Annotated in this window: 16 protein-coding genes; 9 read left to right on the top strand and 7 right to left on the bottom strand. The window is 35.4% G+C overall.

The features are described 5' to 3' along the window. Positions 1-7 precede the first annotated feature (7 nt). The 6 genes from EKL99_RS01075 to EKL99_RS01050 form a co-directional block, all read right to left on the bottom strand. Positions 8-874, bottom strand: a complete 867-nt coding sequence (locus EKL99_RS01075) for a substrate-binding domain-containing protein (RefSeq protein WP_126576227.1) — start codon at positions 872-874, stop codon at positions 8-10. Then, the gene (locus EKL99_RS01070) at positions 874-1,401 is read right to left on the bottom strand and encodes a GNAT family N-acetyltransferase (protein WP_126576226.1); all 528 of its coding nucleotides are present in this window, start codon (positions 1,399-1,401) and stop codon (positions 874-876) included. Before EKL99_RS01070 ends, EKL99_RS01075 begins: the two co-directional genes overlap by 1 nt. A 75-nt stretch (positions 1,402-1,476) precedes the next feature. Then, positions 1,477-2,601, bottom strand: coding sequence for an SDR family oxidoreductase (locus EKL99_RS01065; RefSeq protein WP_126576225.1), 1,125 nt, complete (start codon positions 2,599-2,601; stop codon positions 1,477-1,479). Between the two features lie 94 nt (positions 2,602-2,695). Further along, positions 2,696-3,565 carry a nucleoside phosphorylase gene (locus EKL99_RS01060; RefSeq protein WP_126568526.1) on the bottom strand — a complete coding sequence of 290 codons (870 nt, stop codon included), beginning with the start codon at positions 3,563-3,565 and terminating at the stop codon, positions 2,696-2,698. 119 nt (positions 3,566-3,684) lie between these two features. Beyond that, positions 3,685-4,014, bottom strand: coding sequence for a translation initiation factor (locus EKL99_RS01055; protein WP_126459745.1), 330 nt, complete (start codon positions 4,012-4,014; stop codon positions 3,685-3,687). A 242-nt stretch (positions 4,015-4,256) separates the two neighbouring features. Continuing rightward, a complete protein-coding gene (locus EKL99_RS01050) occupies positions 4,257-5,207 on the bottom strand; it encodes an isopenicillin N synthase family oxygenase (protein WP_126459743.1) in 951 nt (316 codons plus the stop codon). A 171-nt stretch (positions 5,208-5,378) separates the two neighbouring features. On the opposite strand from EKL99_RS01050, the gene EKL99_RS01045 reads away from it, so the two are divergent. Next, the gene (locus EKL99_RS01045; RefSeq protein WP_126576224.1) at positions 5,379-7,355 is read left to right on the top strand and encodes a thiamine pyrophosphate-dependent enzyme; all 1,977 of its coding nucleotides are present in this window, start codon (positions 5,379-5,381) and stop codon (positions 7,353-7,355) included. A 192-nt stretch (positions 7,356-7,547) separates the two neighbouring features. On the opposite strand, the gene EKL99_RS01040 is transcribed toward EKL99_RS01045, so the two are convergent. Next, positions 7,548-9,092, bottom strand: coding sequence for a hypothetical protein (locus tag EKL99_RS01040; protein WP_126576223.1), 1,545 nt, complete (start codon positions 9,090-9,092; stop codon positions 7,548-7,550). A gap of 154 nt (positions 9,093-9,246) precedes the next feature. Between EKL99_RS01040 and EKL99_RS01035 the strand changes: the two genes are divergently transcribed. The 8 genes from EKL99_RS01035 (at position 9,247) to EKL99_RS01000 (ending at position 21,276) form a co-directional block, all read left to right on the top strand. Beyond that, a complete protein-coding gene (locus tag EKL99_RS01035) occupies positions 9,247-10,422 on the top strand; it encodes a 2-isopropylmalate synthase (protein ID WP_126568523.1) in 1,176 nt (391 codons plus the stop codon). Between the two features lie 38 nt (positions 10,423-10,460). Next, on the top strand, positions 10,461-11,579 hold the full coding sequence (gene leuB / locus EKL99_RS01030; RefSeq protein WP_126514921.1) for a 3-isopropylmalate dehydrogenase: 1,119 nt from the start codon (positions 10,461-10,463) through the stop codon (positions 11,577-11,579). 61 nt (positions 11,580-11,640) lie between these two features. Then, complete coding sequence (gene ilvD, locus EKL99_RS01025; RefSeq protein WP_126451597.1) at positions 11,641-13,314, top strand: dihydroxy-acid dehydratase; 1,674 nt, start codon at positions 11,641-11,643, stop codon at positions 13,312-13,314. A 57-nt stretch (positions 13,315-13,371) separates the two neighbouring features. Further along, entirely contained in the window at positions 13,372-15,066 is a 1,695-nt protein-coding gene (gene ilvB, locus EKL99_RS01020) for a biosynthetic-type acetolactate synthase large subunit (RefSeq protein WP_126576222.1), read from the top strand. 151 nt (positions 15,067-15,217) lie between these two features. Beyond that, on the top strand, positions 15,218-15,739 hold the full coding sequence (ilvN, locus tag EKL99_RS01015) for an acetolactate synthase small subunit (RefSeq protein ID WP_126451599.1): 522 nt from the start codon (positions 15,218-15,220) through the stop codon (positions 15,737-15,739). Between the two features lie 108 nt (positions 15,740-15,847). Beyond that, a complete protein-coding gene (ilvC, locus tag EKL99_RS01010) occupies positions 15,848-17,317 on the top strand; it encodes a ketol-acid reductoisomerase (protein ID WP_126576221.1) in 1,470 nt (489 codons plus the stop codon). Positions 17,318-17,839: 522 nt separating this feature from the next. Continuing rightward, positions 17,840-19,747: an acetate--CoA ligase gene (acs, locus tag EKL99_RS01005; RefSeq protein WP_126576220.1), complete on the top strand. Its 1,908-nt coding sequence runs from the start codon at positions 17,840-17,842 to the stop codon at positions 19,745-19,747. A gap of 254 nt (positions 19,748-20,001) precedes the next feature. Next, positions 20,002-21,276: a mechanosensitive ion channel family protein gene (locus EKL99_RS01000; protein WP_126576219.1), complete on the top strand. Its 1,275-nt coding sequence runs from the start codon at positions 20,002-20,004 to the stop codon at positions 21,274-21,276. Positions 21,277-21,323: the final 47 nt, after the last annotated feature.

The raw sequence follows: 21,323 nt of genomic DNA, 5'->3' as shown, positions 1-21,323 counted from the left end.
CAATAATCTAGACTGCTTTTACAATGTCTTCAAAAGTACCTTTTTTCTCGATAATTTTAAGTTGAAAAAGCTGATTTTGAATTTTGTTTAACATTTCAACAGTTAATGGTTTTTGTGACCACTGTGTTAACGACAGCCATTCTTGAATATCTTCTATTTTTTGATGGTAATTTGAAGCCAACGTTTTGTCAATACTTGGAATATCTTTGAAATCTTCTGTAGTTTGATTAATGATTGCCAGAATTTTTGAAATAAGGACTGGATTATTTTTCAAAAATTCTTCTCGAACCGCAATTACAAAACAAGGCCAAGGTGTTGGACAATCCGCAATTCTACGAAAAATACCTTTGTCAACTAATGGTTTGGTCATGAAACGTTCCCACATAAAATAATCTGCAGTTCCGTTTGTCAAGGCTTCAACGGCTCCATCGATAGTATTTACAATTTCAAACTGAAGAGTATCTGTTTTCCATCCTGAATGCAGTCGGGACTGATTATCGGCATTGACATACGCCATTAATTGGGAACCGGAACCCAATCTGGATATGGCAACTTTGGTGTTTTCTAAGTCTGCTACTGTCTTATAATTGGAGTTTGCAGCTACGTGAATTCCCCAAATTAATGGACTTTCCACATACAGCTGCACTATTTTACTTGGGTTTCCGGCAAGGATATCTTTTACAATTCCTTCGGTTAGGATTATGGCGATATCCGTTTCGCCATCACGGAGCATTTGACACATTTTTCCGGTTCCTTCAGGAACATCAGTCCATTGTAAATCGATATTTTCTTTTTCGAAATCTCCGCTTTCTATGGCTAAATGCCAAGGAAGATTAAAATGTTCCGGAACTCCGGCTATTTTTATTGTGTTCATTATAGGTTAGGATTTTTTAATTCGTACCAATTCCAAGAAACGCCATCTTCCAGATATTGTTCCGTCATTTTTAGTCCAATTTTTTTTAATATTCTGTTTGAGGCGATATTATCCGTATGTGCTGCGGCTTCCATAATTTTTATTTTCATTACATTAAAACCATAATCCAGCCAGGCAAAACTGGCTTCGCTGGCGTATCCTTTGCCCCAGAATTTTTCATTTAACCGATAACCAATATCATAGAAATGAACTTTGTTATTTACCATTTCAGTGTTGTATTTTAATCCGGCCCAACCCATTAATTCATTGGTTTTTTTCAAAACAACCACAAATCGTCCAATATTATTTCGAAAGTATTGTGCTCTAACAAGTTCTATATAGGAATGTACTTCGCTAATATCCGTCAATGGTTTGTTCCAAAGATATTGATGTACCTTAGGATTGCTGTCCATTTCAAATAATGCGTCGGCATCTGAAAATAGCATTTCTCTTAAAATTAATCGGTCGGTTTCTAAAATAAGATTCATGTTTTATTAGAAATTTCATGGTTAACGATTTAGCCTGATAGCTGTGGTATTATGTTATTGCGAGGAACGAAGCAATCACACATTAATATCTTTAAAATTATTCAATTTTGCATACCGAATCATATTGGTGAAAGCCTCCTGATCCAGTTTGGGTATTTCCAGAATGGAGTTCAACAAAGTGGTATCGTATTCGTTGGCAGCTGTAGTAAAATAAGGGTTTAAATGTTTGCCAATGCTTTCATAATACAGTTTTTCGATGGTGTTTTTATATGCAAAATCCAGTGAATTTTGTATCAAAGTAAAATTAGTGTACCCCACTTCCTTCATGATTAACTGTAATCCATCTGCCATATTGAAACTTTTATGATGTACAATATTAAGCTGTTCAATATCGTCTCTTTGAAACGTATTTACAATCACTTTTGCCACATAATCCACCGGAATAATGTTCAAAACGGTGTCTTCGTTAACGATAAAACGCACATTTTCTTGTTCCCCTTTTCGTTGGGAAGTAAAATGAAAAAATTTTGCCAAAAGATAAAAAACCATATATTTTGAAATAAAATACGGATTTTCAGTTCCTAACATTTTGCCTCCAATCACACTTGGACGCAGAATTTGAAAAGGCAAACCAATTTTTTTACATTCTTGTGCTATAAAATTTTCCGAATGGAATTTAGCATTTTCATAGGCATTGCGATGCTCGGGTTTGAATCCTAAACTATGAAAATCATTGTCAATTAATCCTTTTCGGTTTCCAGATGAAAAAGCAGTTCCGATGTAGATAAACTTTTTTATAAAAGGATGAAATAGATTGAAAAGGGATTTTGTGATTTTAGTATTCTCTTCAAAAATCTTTTCGCGTTGTTCTTCATCGGTAGATAAATTCACGAATCCAGCCGAATGAATGAAATACGCATCTTTTATTTGGCTTGAAAAAGTGTCCTGAATGACAGCCAAATCAGTATCAATGATTTCAATGTATTCGTGCAGTTTTGCTATCCCTTTGTCTTTTATGATTTGTGGTGTATAACTGCTGGATAAAAGTTCGTTTATTCTATCTAAAGCGGAGTTTTTTCCTTTATTTCGGGCAATAATAAATAGTTTTCCATCAATTTTAGTGTTGATGAAAAGCTCCAGAATTTCATACATAATATGAGATCCCAAAACTCCTGTTGCACCTGTAAGTATTATTTTCATTATCATTTTGTTCTAAAAACAAATGTAGTTTTAAAAAAATTAAACAGCACTTTTTTAAAACTACAAATGGAGAAGATTTTGAAAATTAATTTCTCTATCCTAAAGCAATTTTTTCTAATGTATACGCAATCAATTCATCAACGGCTTTGTATGGATCTTTGCTAAATGTTCCCGAAGCACGATTGGCAATAATGGCGTTTAATGATAATGCATTGTGCCCTAAAAGTGCCGATAGTCCATAAATAGCTGCAGTTTCCATCTCCAAGTTCGTGATATGGTTGTCACCGAATTTAAAATTATCCATTTTAGAATTTAATGCTTCATCTTGAATATTCAAACGCAACACGCGACCTTGAGGACCATAAAAACCACCTGCAGTTGCGGTAATTCCTTTGTGCATTTTGTCGCTTTCTATAATTTTTTCCAATTTTTCGGAACAAGCAATCACGTATGGTTTTCCTTTTCGTAAATCCCAATTGGTGTGTTTTACAAAAGCATCTTCCATTTCAAGATTCGAAACTTCGTCAATCAAATAGGAGCGGAGCATGTTATCCAATCCTAATCCGAATTTTGATAGTACAAAACTGTCCACAGGAATATCCGCTTGTAAAGAACCCGAAGTTCCAATTCGGATGATATTCAATGAAGTCAAATTTTCTTTTGGTAGACGGGTTTCCAAATCAATATTGACTAAAGCGTCCAATTCGTTGATAACGATATCAATATTGTCAGGACCAATTCCTGTGGACATTACAGTAATTCGTTTGCCTTTGAAAATCCCGGTTTGGGTTTTGAATTCTCTTTTTTGTGTCGAAAATTCAATACTGTCAAAAAACTGTGTGATTTTCTCCACGCGATTTTGATCTCCTACAAAGAGGATATCATGTGCAATATGTTCTGGTTTTAAATTCAAATGGTAAACGCTACCGTCTGGATTTAATATTAATTCGGATGATTGTATCATTATTAAAGTATTTTTTCGTCTCCTTAGCCCTCTCCAAAGGAGAGGGAGCCGATTCCTGATTTAGATTATATTCTTTTATTTCGTTTTGGTTCCTTCCCTTTGGGGAGGTTAGGTGGGGATTACCCTCCCACACGTTTTACTTTAAAGCCTTTTTCTTTTAAAATAATCATTATTTTATCGCGATAATCCCCCTGAATAATAATAGAATCATCTTTAAAAGTACCGCCAACACTCAATTTGGTTTTAATTTCCTTAGCAAGAACTTTAAAATCGGCGTCGGTTCCTTCATAACCCTCAATTATAGTGGTTGCTTTTCCTTTTCGTTTTTCGAATTTGCAAATCATAGGCTCCTTTTGAACGTATAATTCGTGTGTCATTTCTTCAATCGGCTCTTCAGGCGATGGTTCGTGATCCGGAAAAAGGTTTTTTAATTGGTCTTGTAAGTCCATATTATATTTAAATTATTTTTTACCACATAGAATCATAGCCATATTTCATAGAATGATGCGTTTTACTTTTTTACAGTAAAACATTGCTATGTAAATTCAAAAATGGTTTGTATTATTCTGTTCTATCTATGTTTTTATGTGGTTAAAATTATGCTGTTTTCTTTAAGTCTCCACCATTAAAAAAAAACAAAAGACATTAAGCATACACTTAATGTCTTTTGGTATCTGAAGTAAATTTAAGTTTATTTTTTAATAAGTCCCAAATCTACTAAACGTTCGTATAAATAGGCTCCCGAAGTAATGTCTTCGAATTTTTTTGGATGTTCTGCATCAATACAGTTTTCCAAACAATTCAATTTCATATCACTCACCGGATGCATAAAAAACGGAATAGAATACCGTGAAGTTCCCCATAACTCTCTTGGTGGGTTTACCACCTGATGAATGGTCGATTTCAATTTGTTATTCGTATGACGCGATAACATATCACCCACATTGATCACTAATTCATCCGGTTCTGCAATGGCATCAATCCATTCTCCGTTATGATTTTGCACTTGTAACCCTTTCCCTTGCGCACCCATCAACAAAGTAATCAAGTTGATATCACCGTGAGCAGCAGCACGAATAGCATTTTCTGGTTCAGACGTGATTGGTGGGTAGTGAATAGGTCGTAAGATTGAATTTCCATCTTTGGCATATTGGTCAAAATAAAATTCATCCAAACCAAGGTGAATTGCCAAAGCTCTTAAAACATAAACACCGGTTTTCTCCAGCATTTGATAGGCCTCCTTACCGGCTACATTAAAACGAGGCAGTTCTTTTACTTCGACATTTTCAGGATATTCAGAAGCGTATTTTGAACCTTCGGATACGTATTGTCCAAAGTGCCAAAACTCCTTCAAATCGCCTTCTTTTCTGCCTTTGGCATGCTCTGTTCCAAAAGAAATATACCCTCTTTGTCCGCCAATACCAGGAATTTCATACCCGTGTTTTGTTTCTAAAGGTAAAGCGAAAAAATTTCGGATTTCACCATACAATTCATCAACCAACTGGTCGTTTAAAAAATGCCCTTTGAGTGCTACGAAGCCAATATCTTCAAATGCACTTCCGATTTCATTTACAAATTTTTGTTTACGTTTCGGATCGTCCGAAAGGAAATCACGCAAGTCAACACTAGGAATGTTTTGCATACTTTTAAATATTTTTTAATAACTTGAAGGTTAAAAACCTTGCAGATACAAATGTAAAGAATAATTTTATATCTGAATTTTAAAACGTACAAACAATGTAAAAAAATATAACAAAACAACATCAAACTGTTGTATTTTTTTATCTTTGAACCATATAATAAAACAGGAAAAATGACCTTTGACAAAAAAAATCTTACTGACGATCAATTATTAGATTTATATAAAAGAATACTGAAACCAAGACTGATAGAGGAAAAAATGCTGATTCTTATCCGTCAGGGAAAAGTATCAAAATGGTTCTCTGGAATAGGTCAAGAGGCAATTTCTGTTGGTGTTACGGCAGTTTTAGATTCGGATGAATACATTTTGCCAATGCATAGAAACCTAGGAGTTTTTACCGGAAGAAACATTCCGTTGTACCGTCTTTTTTCGCAATGGCAGGGCAAAGCCAACGGTTTTACTAAAGGACGTGATCGCAGTTTTCACTTTGGAACCCAACAATATAAAATTATAGGAATGATTTCGCATTTAGGTCCGCAATTAGGTGTGGCTGACGGAATCGCTTTAGCCAATAAACTAAAGAAAAACGGAAAAGTTACTGCCGTTTTTACAGGCGAAGGAGCAACAAGTGAAGGCGATTTTCATGAAGCGTTGAATATTGCTTCGGTTTGGGAATTACCGGTTTTATTTGTGATAGAGAATAACGGGTATGGGCTTTCAACACCTACAAATGAACAATACCGTTGCGAAAACCTGGCCGATAAAGGAAAAGGCTACGGAATGGAAAGCCATATTGTTGATGGAAATAATATTCTGGAAGTTTATAATTTATTATCTGAATTAAAAGCTTCGATGAAAGAAAATCCACGTCCTGTTTTATTGGAATTTAAAACCTTCCGGATGCGTGGACATGAAGAGGCGAGTGGGACTAAATACGTTCCGCAGGAATTAATGGACCTGTGGGCGATTAAAGATCCAGTAGAAAATTATAGAAAATACTTGTCAGAAAATGGGATTCTTACCGCGGATTTTGACGCTGCTTTACATGCTGAAATAAAGAAGGATATTGATGAAAGTTTGGCTATTGCCAATGCCGAACCAGAAATTGAAGCTACTTTAAGTGAAGAACTAAATGATGTTTATAAAACGCATGTATTTGAACAAGTTAACCCTTCAGAAAAAAAAGAAAATATTCGTTTTGTAGATGCCATTTCTGCCAGTTTGAGACAATCGATGGAACGCCATGAGAACTCAGTAATTATGGGCCAAGACATTGCTGACTATGGTGGTGCTTTCAAAATCACAGATGGTTTTGTAGCGCAGTTTGGCAAAGAGCGTGTCATCAATACGCCAATTTGTGAAAGTGCAGTGGTTTCGGCAGGAATGGGATTATCCATAAATGGATACAAAGCGATTGTGGAAATGCAGTTTGCCGATTTTGTTTCGACAGGATTCAATCCAATTGTGAATTTATTAGCCAAATCACATTACCGATGGTTAGAAAAAGCAGATGTTGTAGTCCGAATGCCTTGCGGTGGCGGAACACAAGCTGGGCCTTTTCATTCGCAGACCAATGAGGCTTGGTTTACTAAAACACCGGGATTAAAAGTGGTTTACCCAGCATTTCCGTATGATGCGAAAGGATTGTTGAATACTTCCATAAACGACCCAAATCCAGTACTGTTTTTTGAACACAAGCAATTGTACAGAAGCGTTTATCAAGAGGTTCCTTCTGATTATTATACGATTCCACTAGGAAAAGCGGCTTTGTTGAAAGAAGGAGATCAGGTTACGATCATCTCGTTTGGTGCCGCAGTGCATTGGGCTTTGGATACTTTAGCAAAAAATCCTGAAATTTCAGCGGATTTATTGGATTTAAGAACTTTACAACCTTTGGATACCGAAGCTATTTTTGCTTCGGTAAAGAAAACGGGAAGAGTAATTATTTATCAGGAAGACAGTATGTTTGGTGGAATTGCCAGTGATCTTTCGGCAATGATAATGGAAAATTGTTTCAAATACTTAGATGCTCCTGTAAAACGAGTGGCAAGTTTAGACACACCAATTCCGTTTACTAAAGCATTGGAAGATCAATATTTGCCAAAAGGCCGATTCGAAAATGACCTAAAAGAACTATTGACGTATTAATTTTAAAATTATAAGTAGGTTATTTTTAGCGTTTTAATTCTAAAAATAACCTAATATCCAATAGATAATTATGAAAATTAAAATTGTACCAAAACAGCCGCCGCCTAGTTTTTTGGCACCGTAACCTGCGAGAATTGTTTTAAAAAATCCGTTCATCCGTTTAAATTATTAAGGGCATAGTTCCACTTTATTTTATCGATTATTCAATTTTGCTTTTTCTTTAATGATATCGCTTATTTTTCGGTTTTCGATTTTGCTCTCTAGCCAAGAAATAATATCCAAATAAAGGAAAGCTCTTTTTTCATAGGTGTTTTTCTCCAGTTCTATAAATCTTGTTCTCATTTTTACAAATTCTTTTTTGATATCTGTTGGATAAATGGAGTTTAAATTTTTCAAAAACTTAATAATTTCTTTTTGCACTTCATGCAAATCATTCATTTTGATTAGGAATTTATAGGTATTTTTCAATTGATTTTCCAGATAATAATCTTTTCCTAATTCATAATGAGCTATCAAACAGAGTAATCTGGCAAAACACATTAAATCTTCTCGCATGGAAAGATTTTTATTGTTTATGATTTTCTCCAAATAAAAAATACAATCTGTATATTTTTCATTCCCAAAATATATAGAAGCAAATTTATAGTAAAACAGCATTTCGTGGTGTTCATCAAGATGATCGGTATGTATTTTCAACTTGCCCAGAACTTCAGGAATTAAGTATTCTCCTTCTGCAAAAGTACCTTCCAGTATATGATAATTCAATTTATTATTATATAAATACAGAAATGATAAAGATGCAATATTATCATTTACAGGAAAATGGGAATCTTTTATGGTATTTTCCAGCAGTAATAAATATTTTTTGAATTTTGATTTGTACTTCAGCATGTATAGAGACTCCAATAAATAATGATTGCCTTTCAGGAAAAACACCGGATTTAAATGAATCATACTTGGGTTGTCATAAAAAAGAGTCACCCACTTTAAAGCATATTTGTAACAGGATAAAAAATCCTGAACTAAAAAGCTTCGCCAAAGATTGGCATTGTAAAACCAATATTTCTCTCTGAAACCGAACTTTTTCTCGTCAAATTTTGAAATATGCTTGTTGAAATAATCATCTATATAGGTGTATTCTTCGTCGCTTTTTACATATCCGGTTTTAAGCATAATACCGTACAATTGCAAGGATAAATTAGATAATTTACTGGAAATGGTATTGCGATAATTCAGTTCTTTAGCCTGAATAACCAATTCATCTGCGCGTCCTTGAATACTTCGGGTTATGTATTGGGATTCAATGAGTTTCTCAAATTCTACAATTTCATAGGCCATGAGTTTTTCGTCATTTTCCAACGCTAAAATCTTTGTTTTATCCAAGATTTTTAAACTTTGTTTGTACAGCCCTTTATTGTACAAAATAGCAGCAAAATCAATTTGTTCTCTAAGCTGATATCGAATATTCTGACTGGGAATATTCAATCGGATGCTTACTAAAATTTGTTTATATAAATACGATTTCAGATTGGATAATTGTACTTTTTTGATAATCCCACTTTTCAAAATAAGCTTCTCCTCATAGACTTCTGATTTGTCTAAAACATTAAATAACTCGATGAATTTTGTATTGGAACTGGTTTCTAATCGGCTGGCAAAAATCTTAAATTGTCTTTTTTCAGATTTTGAAAGCGATTTAATTAATACGAACAAGAAATCTTTTTGATGGTTAGCCATTGTAGAATAGTGTAGCTTAATGTTTTGTAATTCAATTGTTTACTAAGTTTTTTATTGCTTTATAAACAGTATATTTCATTAAATTGAGTTTTATATTAACGTAATGAAAGATATTTTTGTTATCAAGTTGTGAAATTACATTAAATAAATGAAAATGAATAGAGAGAAAGTTCAAATTTTTGATACCACCTTGAGAGACGGCGAACAAGTTCCGGGATGTAAATTAGATACCAATCAAAAACTAGTCATAGCCAATCGACTGGACGAAATGGGTGTTGACATCATCGAAGCGGGTTTTCCGGTATCTAGTCCAGGTGATTTTTTATCTGTTTCAGAAATAAGTAAAATCGTTAAGAATGCAGTTGTTTGTGGATTAACCAGAGCGATAAAAAATGATATAGATGTTGCGGCACAAGCCTTAAAACATGCAAAAAGACCAAGAATACATACCGGAATAGGAACTTCGGAGTCACACATTGTACACAAGCTGAATACTACCAGAGAAGATATTATTGCCCGAGCAAAATTTGCCGTTTCCCATGCTAAATCGTATGTTGAAGATGTGGAGTTTTATGCGGAGGATGCTGGCAGAACGGACAACGAGTTCTTGGCTCGAGTCTGTGAAGCAGTCATTAAATCAGGTGCTACCGTGCTTAATATCCCAGATACAACTGGCTATTGCTTGCCGGAAGAATATGGCGCAAAGATTAAATATCTAAAAGAAAACGTCAAAGGAATTGATAACGTAATCCTGTCATGCCACTGTCATAATGATTTAGGAATGGCTACAGCAAATTCAATTGCAGGAGCGGTAAATGGAGCCAGACAAATTGAATGTACCATAAACGGAATAGGCGAAAGAGCCGGAAATACAGCACTGGAAGAAGTAGTGATGATTTTCAAACAACATCCGTATTTGAATTTAGATACCAATATCAATACCCGTCAGCTGAATGAAATGAGTCGATTAGTATCTGAAAGTATGGGAATGATGGTGCAACCCAATAAAGCAATTGTTGGAGCTAACGCTTTTGCACACAGCTCCGGAATTCATCAGGATGGGGTAATCAAAAACAGAGCGACTTATGAAATCATGGATCCGTTGGAAGTTGGTGTCAATGAATCATCAATTGTTCTTACCGCCAGAAGCGGCAGAGCAGCATTGGCCTACAGAGCCAAAAAAGTGGGGTACGAACTTTCAAAAACACAATTGGATGTTGTGTATATTGAATTTTTGAGGTTTGCCGATATCAAAAAAGAAGTCCTTGATGATGATATTCATCAAATAATTGAAGCCTGTAAAATGAGTAAGGAAATAATCCTCAACTAAAATATTTTGATTTCTATTACAATTTAAATCGCACTATTATGAATTTAAAAATAGCAGTACTTTCAGGAGACGGAATAGGTCCGGAGGTAATCCTACAGGCTAAAAAAGCATTGTATGCAATTGGTGTGGTTTTCGATCATGAGTTTGTATTTGAAGATGCACTAATAGGTGCCGTTGCGATTGAAAAAACAGGAAATCCATTGCCGGAGCAAACATTGAATCTTTGTCTGAATACCGATGCTGTATTGTTTGGCGCTGTTGGCAATACAAAATACGACAACAATCATGATCCAAAATTACGCCCTGTAAACGGCTTATTGAAATTGAGACAAGCATTAGGATTATATGCCAATATAAGACCTGTTAAACCGTATAAGGATTTATTAGATTTATCCCCTTTGAAAAGAAAAATCATTGAGGGTACTGATTTTGTGATTTTCAGGGAGCTTTCCGGGGGATCTTATTTCAGTGAAAAAAAGACGAATGCACAAGGCACATTAGCTTCTGATTTATGTGAGTATTCCGATGAGGAAATCATTAGAGTTAGTCATTTAGCGTTTAGAACAGCTCAGAAAAGACAAAAAAAAGTGACTCTGGTAGACAAAGCCAGTATTCTTGAAACGTCACGATTATGGCGAAAAGTAGTCCAGGAAATCAGCGAAAATTACCCTGATGTAACTTTAGATTTCCTTTATGTTGATAATGCCGCGATGCAAATCATTATTAATCCAAAACAATTTGATGTCATTTTGACCGAGAATTTATTTGGTGATATTTTATCGGATGAAGCTAGTGTAATCACAGGAGCCATTGGATTATTGCCATCAGCATCTCTGGGGAATTCCAGTGCCCTTTTTAAACCGGTACACGGCACTTTTTCTCAGGCAAAAGGCAAAAATACGGCCAATCCAATTGCCTCAATATTATCTGCTGCTATGCTTTTAGAACATTTTGGACTTCAGTTAGAAGCTAAAAAAGTATATGAAGCGGTAGAAAAAGCAATTGAATTAAATGTCGTCACAGCAGATTTGAATCCCTATTCTAAATTTGGCACCAATGAAGTAGGTGATTTTATATCCAATTATATTTTAAGCAAAGATGAATTATTGTATTTCAATAATGACAATGTTTACATAGGACAATCGACTATTGTTTAGGCAACACTCGTTGACTTTCAATAATTTTAAACAGATAAAAACCGACACAAATAAACCGACAATGGAATTAAATAAATACAGCAAGACCATAACACAAGATGAAACACAACCTGCAGCACAAGCAATGTTGTACGGTATTGGTCTGACTGAAGAAGATTTAAAAAAAGCACAAGTTGGAATTGTTAGTATGGGATATGAGGGAAATCCCTGTAACATGCACCTGAACGGCTTGGCTAAAAAAATAAAAACAGGAGTCTGGAAAGAGGACTTAGTAGGGTTGATTTTTAATACTATTGGTGTAAGTGACGGTATTTCAAACGGTACTGATGGAATGCGTTTTTCTTTAGTTTCCAGAGATGTAATTGCAGATTCTATTGAAACCGTAATGGGAGCACAATGGTATGATGCACTAATCGCTATTCCAGGCTGTGATAAAAACATGCCCGGTTCCGTCATGGCCATGGGAAGAGTCAATCGCCCTTCTATCATGGTTTATGGAGGCTCAATTCATTCTGGAAAATGGAAAGGGGAATCGTTAAATATTGTGTCTGCCTTTGAAGCATTGGGAAAAAAATTTAACAATACAATCGCTCCGGAAGATTTCAAAGGAGTGATTCAAAACGCATGTCCCGGCGCAGGAGCCTGCGGAGGTATGTATACGGCCAATACGATGTCTTCGGCTATTGAAGCTTTAGGAATGAGCTTGCCCTACAGTTCTTCTAATCCGGCATTAAGTGACGAAAAACAACAAGAATGCATTGATGCTGGAAAAGCAATCAGAATTTTGTTAGAAAAAGATATAAAACCTCGAGATATCATGACACGTAAAGCATTTGAAAATGCGATTACCATGGTAGCTGTTTTAGGCGGTTCCACGAATGCAGTAATGCACTTAATCGCTATGGCACATGCTGTAGATATTGAAATTACACTTAAAGATTTTCAAGATATAAGTGACAAAACACCATTACTTGCCGATTTGAAACCGAGTGGAAAATACCTGATGGAAGATCTCCATGAAGCTGGAGGAGTTCCCGCAGTAATGAAATATTTATTAAAAGAAGGATTGTTACATGGAGACTGTTTGACAGTAACTGGAAAAACTTTAGCTGAAAATTTAGCTGCTGTTCCGGATTTGAACGACGGTCAACAAGTAATACACGAAATCCAAAAAGCACTAAAAGCAACAGGAAACATTCAAATTTTGTATGGAAATCTTGCTGAGGAAGGCTGTGTGGCTAAAATTAGCGGAAATGAAGGGGAGTATTTTGAAGGAGATGCCATTGTTTATGAAAATGAACATGATGTAATAACTGGGGTTCGCGGGGGTGAAGTCAAACCAGGGAATGTAGTGGTCATCCGGTACTGTGGTCCAAAAGGTGGCCCCGGAATGCCTGAAATGCTTAAACCTACTTCAGCTATCATGGGTGCTGGTCTTGGAAAAAGCGTAGCCCTGATTACTGATGGCAGGTTTTCTGGTGGTTCACATGGATTTGTTGTGGGACATGTTACACCCGAAGCTTTTGAAGGAGGCGGTATAGCGCTCGTCAAAAATGGAGATATTATCACTATTGATGCAGTCAAAAATACAATCAATTTAAAAATATCGGATGCAGAGTTTGCACATAGGAAAGCAAATTGGATTCAACCTGAATTAAAAGTAAATAAGGGAGTTTTATTAAAATACATCAGAGCGGTCTCGAGCGCTTCGACAGGATGTGTAACTGATAAATAACCTCAAAATCAACGCCAATAGCAATAGCAAAATTGACATAAGCCTAAAAAAATAATAATGAAAAATAATACAATATCCGGCGCCGAAGCCGTTATTAGATGCTTATTAGAAGAAGGAGTAAATTTGGTTTACGGCTACCCAGGTGGTGCGATTATGCCCGTTTACGATGAATTATATAAATTTAAAGATCAATTACACCATGTTTTAGTACGTCATGAGCAAGGCGCTACCCATGCAGCACAAGGTTTTGCAAGAGCGACTGGTAAAGTAGGAGTAGCGATAGCCACTTCAGGTCCGGGAGCCACAAATTTAGTTACCGGAATTGCAGATGCACAGATTGATTCGACTCCCATGGTGTGCATCACGGGACAAGTAGGGAAACATTTATTGGGATCTGATGCCTTTCAGGAAACAGATATTATTGGGATATCGACTCCGGTTACCAAGTGGAATTATCAAATTACCGAAGCTTCTGAAATTCCGGAGATCATGGCAAAAGCTTTTTATATTGCTAAATCAGGTCGTCCAGGGCCCGTATTAATTGATATTACAAAAAATGCTCAGTTTGACCAAATGGAATTCAGCTATAAAAAATGTACCAGCATCAGAAGTTACAATCCAAAGCCGATTTTAAATCTGGAAAAAGTTAAGGAAGCAGCTGCAATTATTAATACGTCCAAAAAACCTTTTATCGTATTTGGTCAGGGAATTATCCTTGGTGAAGCCGAAGAACAACTCAAAGCATTTGTTGAAAAATCAGGAATTCCCGCCGCTTGGACTATTTTAGGACTTTCGGCATTGCCTACTGATCATCCGCTGAATGTAGGGATGTTAGGGATGCACGGTAATTATGGTCCTAACGTTTTAACGAATGAATGTGATGTTTTGATTGCCCTTGGGATGCGTTTTGATGATCGTGTCACCGGAAATCTGGAAACCTATGCAAAGCAAGCAAAAGTAATCCACTTTGAAATTGATTCAGCCGAAATCGATAAAAACGTAAAAACAACGGTAGCCGTTTTAGCAGATGTAAAAGAGTCTTTGACCGCTTTACTTCCTTTTATCGAAAATAATACACATGAATCCTGGCACAATAAATTCAAAGAAAAATATGAAATTGAATTAGAAGCTGTAATCAATGATGAGTTAAAGCCTAAGAAAGAAGGAATTTCTATGGGAGAAACGATTGAAATGATTAACAAGCATTCTAAAGGAGATGCCATTATGGTTTCGGATGTAGGACAACACCAAATGTTTGCCTGTCGGTATGCCAAATTCAATTCGACCAAAAGTAATGTCACTTCTGGTGGTTTAGGAACCATGGGATTTGCATTGCCTGCTGCGATTGGTGCCAAAATGGGAATGCCAAATCGAGAAGTAGTAGCCATAATTGGAGATGGAGGGTTTCAAATGACCATTCAGGAATTAGGAACTATTTTCCAGACTAAAGTTCCTGTGAAAATTGTGGTCTTGAACAATGAATTTTTAGGTATGGTTCGTCAATGGCAACAATTGTTCTTTGACAAAAGATACGCTTCGACCGAAATGATCAATCCTAATTTTATAGCCATTGCTGAAGGCTATTACATCAAAGCAAAAAAAGTAACCAAAAGGGAAGATCTTGATGCGGCTGTTGCCGAAATGATGACTTCAAAAGAATCTTATTTCCTGGAAGTTATGGTAGAAAAAGAAAATAACGTATTCCCAATGATTCCAACAGGAGCATCGGTATCTGATATAAGATTGAGTTAATACCCATCCCAACCCTCCCCTTCGGGGAGGGAGATTGAAAGAGAAATTGTTAATAGATTATATTTTTGAATTAGTAATAAAAATTATAAACATACCCTAAGCTAGTTTCGGCACTCCCTCTTTTGGAGGGGGCTGGGGGAGGATAAAAAACATGGAAAATAAAACATTCACCATTTCTGTTTATTCAGAAAACAACGTTGGCTTATTGAACAGAATATCTGGAATATTCTTGAAACGCCATATCAATATTTTGAGTTTAAATGTATCCGAATCGGAGATAGAAAGTGTTTCCAGATTTATTATCGTGGTGAATACTACCGAAAAATGGGTACATAACATTGTAGGACAAATCGAGAAACAAATTGAAGTCATCAAAGCTTTTTATCATATTGACGAAGAAACTATTTTCTTAGAAAATGCATTATTCAAAATTGAGTCGAGCTTGCTATTTGACGAAAAACAAATTCAGAATATCATCAAAGAAAGCCATTCCGAGATAGTTACAGTGGCCAGAGACTTTTTTGTGATTTCAAAATCAGGACAACGTGCTGAAATTGAATCATTGTACGATAAATTAAAACCTTTTGGAATCATGCAATTTGTTCGTTCCGGGAGAATATCAGTTTCCAAAGCAAAAATGGAGATTTCAACATTATTAGAAAAACTTTCTTAAAAGTGTTCAGTCGCTATGTAGTTTGTCATTCCGACCAAGGAGAAATCTCAATCTAATAAGCATTAATTATTACAATTATTAAATTTTACAATCATTAAACAATAAAAAATGGCAAATTATTTCAATTCATTACCACTCAGATTACAATTAGAACAATTAGGTGTTTGCGAATTCATGGATCAGTCTGAATTTGTAGACGGAATTAAAGCTTTAGCAGGAAAAAAAGTAGTCATTGTAGGGTGTGGAGCACAAGGGTTGAACCAAGGGTTGAACATGAGAGATTCTGGTTTGGATATTTCTTATGCTTTACGCGCCGATGCAATTTCGGAACAAAGAGCTTCGTTTAAAAATGCGTCTGATAATGGATTCAAAGTGGGAACGTATGAAGAATTAATTCCAACAGCTGATTTGGTATGCAACCTTACACCAGACAAGCAACATACAGCTGTAGTTACGGCAATCATGCCTTTGATGAAAAACGGATCAACGCTTGCTTATTCTCATGGTTTCAATATTGTAGAGGAAGGAATGCAAATTCGCAAAGACATCACTGTAATTATGTGTGCACCAAAATGCCCTGGATCAGAAGTACGTGAAGAATACAAGAGAGGTTTTGGTGTACCCACTTTAATCGCGGTTCACCCCGAAAATGATCCAAACGGAGCTGGTTTTGAACAAGCAAAAGCGTATGCGGTTGCTACTGGTGGTCACAAAGCCGGGGTTTTAAACTCTTCATTTGTAGCCGAGGTAAAATCAGATTTAATGGGAGAACAAACCATTCTTTGTGGCATGTTACAAACCGGTTCTATTTTATGTTTCGATAAAATGGTTGAAAAAGGAATCGAGCCTGCTTATGCTTCAAAATTAATCCAATATGGTTGGGAAACAGTTACAGAAGCTTTAAAGCATGGTGGAATTACAAATATGATGGATCGTTTGTCTAATCCCGCAAAAATTGAAGCGTATGAATTAGCAGATGAATTAAAAGACATCATGCGTCCGTTGTTTCAAAAACACATGGACGATATTATCTCTGGCGAATTTTCCAAAAATATGATGATTGACTGGGTTAATGATGATATCAATTTATTGACTTGGAGAGCTGCAACTGCAGAAACTAACTTCGAAAAAACAGCGCCAACAGCTGCACATATTTCTGAACAAGAGTATTTTGACAATGGTGTTTTGATGATTGCCATGGTGAAAGCGGGTGTCGAATTGGCTTTTGAAACCATGACTCAAACAGGAATTATTGAAGAATCAGCGTATTATGAGTCTTTACACGAATTGCCTTTGATTGCTAATACTGTGGCAAGAAAAAAATTATATGAAATGAACCGAATCATTTCGGATACTGCAGAATATGGTTGTTATTTATTTGATCACGCCTGCAAACCATTGTTGATTAATTTTATGAAAACGGTAGATACTAATGTGATAGGGAAACCATTTTCAACTTCAAATGGAGTTGACAATGCGGTTCTTATTGCAGTAAACAAAAGCATTCGTCAACATCCAATAGAAGAAGTTGGGGAGTGGTTGAGAGAATCCATGACTGCGATGAAAAAAATTGGATAAAAAAATTAGGAATTACCACACAAGAGGGTGTGTTGGGATTAGCGCTATACCATTGGTTTTATAATATTTTGAATTAGTTAAAATTTATTAAAGAAATAGTATGAATATAGTCGCTTTTACATTCACTTAACGTCGAGCTAGATTGAACGTTAAGTGAAGTAATCCCTAATGATTTATAAAAATGGTGCAGTGTAATAATGATTGATCTTAAATAAATCAACGCGAAAATTTTTTAGCAATTGGTGTTTTATTACAACTGAATAGGTTGGTTATAGTTCAAATAAAATACTATTTGTCGTTGCTAAATTAATTGTTAGGGATTTTTTGTTGATACAAAAAGCGGAGGTATTTATATATTTCCGCTTTTTGTGTTTTACATATTCCCTCAAAAAAGTAAAAATTAATCATATTAGTAATTAAAAGCTATTTATATTGAATAATCCATTTTTTTTTGTGGGTATTTATAGTCTAAATAGTATTAGGAATAGACTTAGATTTAATACTTTTATAAAAAATTAAAACATGAGCTACTATAAAATTGAAAATTTAGAACAATATTTTAAACATTACAATAAATCAGTTCGTGAACCTCGAAAATTTTGGGGAAAAATAGCAGAGGAAAATTTTACATGGTACCAACAATGGGATAAAGTTGTTGATTTTAATATGGCTGAAGCCGACATAAAATGGTTTACTGAAGCCAAAGTGAATATTGTAAAAAATTGTATCGACAGACATCTTGCAAAAAGAGGCGAAAAAACGGCTATTATTTTTGAACCGAATGATCCTTCAGAAGCAGCATTGCATATTACCTATAATGAATTGCATCAACGGGTCTGCAAAATGGCAAATGTGTTGCGTGAGCAAGGCATAAGTAAAGGAGATCGCGTTTGTATTTATTTGCCTATGATCCCAGAATTAGCCGTTTCAATATTAGCATGTGCCAGAATTGGTGCCATACATTCTGTTGTTTTTGCTGGTTTTTCAGCTTCTGCGGTATCAGCCAGAATTAATGATAGTGAATGTAAAATGGTTATTACTTCTGATGGTGGATTTCGTGGTAACAAAACAATCGACTTAAAAGTAATTGTTGATGAAGCGTTGGAAAAATGTCCTTGTGTTGAAAAAGTTTTAGTAGCCAAAAGAATTCATTCAAAGATCAATATGAAAGCAGGTCGTGACCAATGGTTGGAACCACTTTTGGATCAGGCTTCAGATAATAATGTAGCCGAAATCATGGATGCTGAGGATCCGTTGTTTATTTTGTACACCTCCGGTTCAACAGGAAAACCCAAAGGAATGGTTCACACCACTGCAGGGTATATGGTGTATACTGCCTACACTTTCAAGAATGTATTCAATTATGAAGAAAATGATGTTTTTTGGTGTACCGCTGACATTGGCTGGATTACCGGACATTCCTATATTCTTTACGGCCCGTTATTGAACGGAGCTACAACCGTAATTTTTGAAGGCGTTCCGTCTTATCCTGATTTCAGTCGCTTTTGGCAAACCATCGAAAAACACAAAGTTACCCAGTTTTACACGGCGCCAACTGCTATTCGTGCGCTTGCCAAAGAAAATATAGATTTTGTATTAAAATACCCATTGAAGTCCTTAAAAGTTATTGGGTCAGTTGGTGAACCTATAAACGAAGAAGCTTGGCATTGGTACAACAATCATGTTGGAGACAGAAGATGTCCTATTGTAGATACTTGGTGGCAAACTGAAACAGGAGGAATTATGATATCGCCTATTGCATTTGTTACCCCAACAAAACCTACCTATGCCACGTTGCCATTACCCGGAATTCAACCCGTACTAATGGATGAAAAACGAAATGAAATAGAAGGGAATCAGGTCGTTGGTAGTTTGTGCATCAAATTTCCATGGCCAGGAATTGCCAGAACAATCTGGGGTGATCATCAGCGCTACAAAGATACCTATTTCTCTGCCTTTCCAGGTAAATTTTTCACAGGAGACGGTGCTTTACGTGATGAGGTTGGGTATTATAGAATCACAGGAAGAGTAGATGATGTGGTAATTGTTTCCGGTCATAATCTGGGAACAGCACCTATTGAAGATGCTATAAATGAACATCCTGCTGTTGCGGAATCAGCCATTGTAGGTTTTCCTCACGACATCAAAGGGAATGCATTATATGGTTTTGTAATCCTTAAAGAAACCGGAGAAACCAGAAATAAAGAAAACTTAGCCAAAGAGATTAATCAGCATATTTCAGATCATATTGGGCCTATTGCCAAGTTAGATAAAATTCAGTTTGTTACCGGTTTACCAAAAACACGCTCCGGAAAAATCATGAGACGAATCCTTAGAAAAATTGCGGAAGGAGATTATTCTAATTTTGGAGATATTTCTACCCTATTAAATCCAGAGATTGTAGAAGAAATAAAAGAAGGAAGGTTGTAATGCCATTTATGTCAAAATAACAATTAGAACATCCAATTTATTAAATAGCATTTTTTAATTCAAAACCCTTTCAAAGTTTAAACTTTGAAAGGGTTTTTTAGTTTAAAATGCAATATGACAAGATTGTATTTCATTCAAAAAAAATAAAATAGCTGTAAATACTAGTAGAAGATGTTAATGTAAACACAATGCGGAGCTGGTTTTTGACTGCTTAGAATAGGTAGCCTATCTTTACCTTTAAAGCTAAATTTACTATGATTCAAATTGAAAAAAAATACAACATCGCACTCTGGTTAGACAAATGGTTTATTGAAGATTTTGGTTTAGATCCAATAGTGGCTTTGTATTTGAAACTTTTGACGCTTATTTTTGTATTGTTTATAATAAGTTTTTTGTCTTGGTATTTAACGAAAATAATTATAGTTCGTTTTGTGCACAAAATTTTTTTAAAAACAAAAGTAGTTTGGGATGATGTCCTGATAGAAAGAAGAGTTTTTGAAAAAATAGCCTATTTAGTCCCTGCTTTCATCATTATCATGGTTGCTCCATACATCTTTGGAGATTTTCCAAAAGCAATTGAGTATATAATTATTCTATCAAATATCTTCATAATTTTAGTAATAATACATTCTGTTATTACTGTATTATCAGTCTTTGATGAAATAGTGTCCAATACCTTAATTTTAAAAGACAAACCGATTACCAGTTACATTCAGGTACTTAAAATTGTAGTCTATTTTATTGGAGGAATACTGGTTTTATCCATCATGTTAGGCAAAAGTCCTTTCTATTTTCTAGGGGCAATGGGCGCCATGACGGCTATTTTACTTTTAATTTTCAAAGATACCATTCTGGGGTTTGTTGCCAGTATTCAAATGTCCGTGTATGATATGGTTCGGGTAGGGGACTGGATTTCGATGCCAAAATATGATGCGGACGGCGATGTAATGTCAATCAATTTAAATACTGTAAAAGTTCAAAATTGGGATAAAACGATCACTACAATACCCACTTATGCTTTTATCACAGACTCTTTCAAGAACTGGCGTGGTATGAGTGATTCTGGCGGGAGACGAATAAAAAGAGCTATTTATTTAAAAGTCAGTAGTTTTCAGTTTTGTGATGAAAAAATGCTCTCGCAATTCAAAAAATATAAACTAATTCAAAATTACATCACTCAAAAAGAAAATGAGGTACAAAAAATTAATTCGGAAATATTGGACAATGAGATCGTTTCAGTAAATATCAGGAGGCTGACTAACATAGGCGTTTTTAGAATCTATGCTGAAAAATACATTACGGCTCATCCCAGTATTAATAAAGACATGACCATAATGGTGCGTCAGCTAGAATCTACATCGAAAGGATTACCACTAGAAATTTATTGCTTTAGCGCAGAAAAAGAATGGTTAAAATACGAGACTATTATATCTGATATTTTTGATCATCTATTTACCATCACTTCTGAATTTGAACTCGAGGTTTTTGAGGAACCTACAGGAAATGATTTTCGGAATTTCAACCGGTAATTTAAGGGGTATCTTCAAAGACAATTGATGAAGCAATTGCATGTATT

Source organism: Flavobacterium sp. ZB4P23 (genome assembly GCF_003970375.1).
GTDB lineage: Bacteria > Bacteroidota > Bacteroidia > Flavobacteriales > Flavobacteriaceae > Flavobacterium.
This window is presented reverse-complemented; position numbering and strand designations above follow the sequence as displayed.

What these genes read in the sequence shown, in the direction of transcription:
- EKL99_RS01075 (WP_126576227.1), bottom strand. Translation starts at nt 874, where the DNA reads ATGAACACAATAAAAATAGCCGGAGTTCCGGAACATTTTAATCTTCCT.
- EKL99_RS01070 (WP_126576226.1), bottom strand. Translation starts at nt 1,401, where the DNA reads ATGAATCTTATTTTAGAAACCGACCGATTAATTTTAAGAGAAATGCTA.
- EKL99_RS01065 (WP_126576225.1), bottom strand. Translation starts at nt 2,601, where the DNA reads ATGAAAATAATACTTACAGGTGCAACAGGAGTTTTGGGATCTCATATT.
- EKL99_RS01060 (WP_126568526.1), bottom strand. Translation starts at nt 3,565, where the DNA reads ATGATACAATCATCCGAATTAATATTAAATCCAGACGGTAGCGTTTAC.
- EKL99_RS01055 (WP_126459745.1), bottom strand. Translation starts at nt 4,014, where the DNA reads ATGGACTTACAAGACCAATTAAAAAACCTTTTTCCGGATCACGAACCA.
- EKL99_RS01050 (WP_126459743.1), bottom strand. Translation starts at nt 5,207, where the DNA reads ATGCAAAACATTCCTAGTGTTGACTTGCGTGATTTCCTTTCGGACGAT.
- EKL99_RS01045 (WP_126576224.1), top strand. Translation starts at nt 5,379, where the DNA reads ATGACCTTTGACAAAAAAAATCTTACTGACGATCAATTATTAGATTTA.
- EKL99_RS01040 (WP_126576223.1), bottom strand. Translation starts at nt 9,092, where the DNA reads ATGGCTAACCATCAAAAAGATTTCTTGTTCGTATTAATTAAATCGCTT.
- EKL99_RS01035 (WP_126568523.1), top strand. Translation starts at nt 9,247, where the DNA reads ATGAATAGAGAGAAAGTTCAAATTTTTGATACCACCTTGAGAGACGGC.
- leuB (WP_126514921.1), top strand. Translation starts at nt 10,461, where the DNA reads ATGAATTTAAAAATAGCAGTACTTTCAGGAGACGGAATAGGTCCGGAG.
- ilvD (WP_126451597.1), top strand. Translation starts at nt 11,641, where the DNA reads ATGGAATTAAATAAATACAGCAAGACCATAACACAAGATGAAACACAA.
- ilvB (WP_126576222.1), top strand. Translation starts at nt 13,372, where the DNA reads ATGAAAAATAATACAATATCCGGCGCCGAAGCCGTTATTAGATGCTTA.
- ilvN (WP_126451599.1), top strand. Translation starts at nt 15,218, where the DNA reads ATGGAAAATAAAACATTCACCATTTCTGTTTATTCAGAAAACAACGTT.
- ilvC (WP_126576221.1), top strand. Translation starts at nt 15,848, where the DNA reads ATGGCAAATTATTTCAATTCATTACCACTCAGATTACAATTAGAACAA.
- acs (WP_126576220.1), top strand. Translation starts at nt 17,840, where the DNA reads ATGAGCTACTATAAAATTGAAAATTTAGAACAATATTTTAAACATTAC.
- EKL99_RS01000 (WP_126576219.1), top strand. Translation starts at nt 20,002, where the DNA reads ATGATTCAAATTGAAAAAAAATACAACATCGCACTCTGGTTAGACAAA.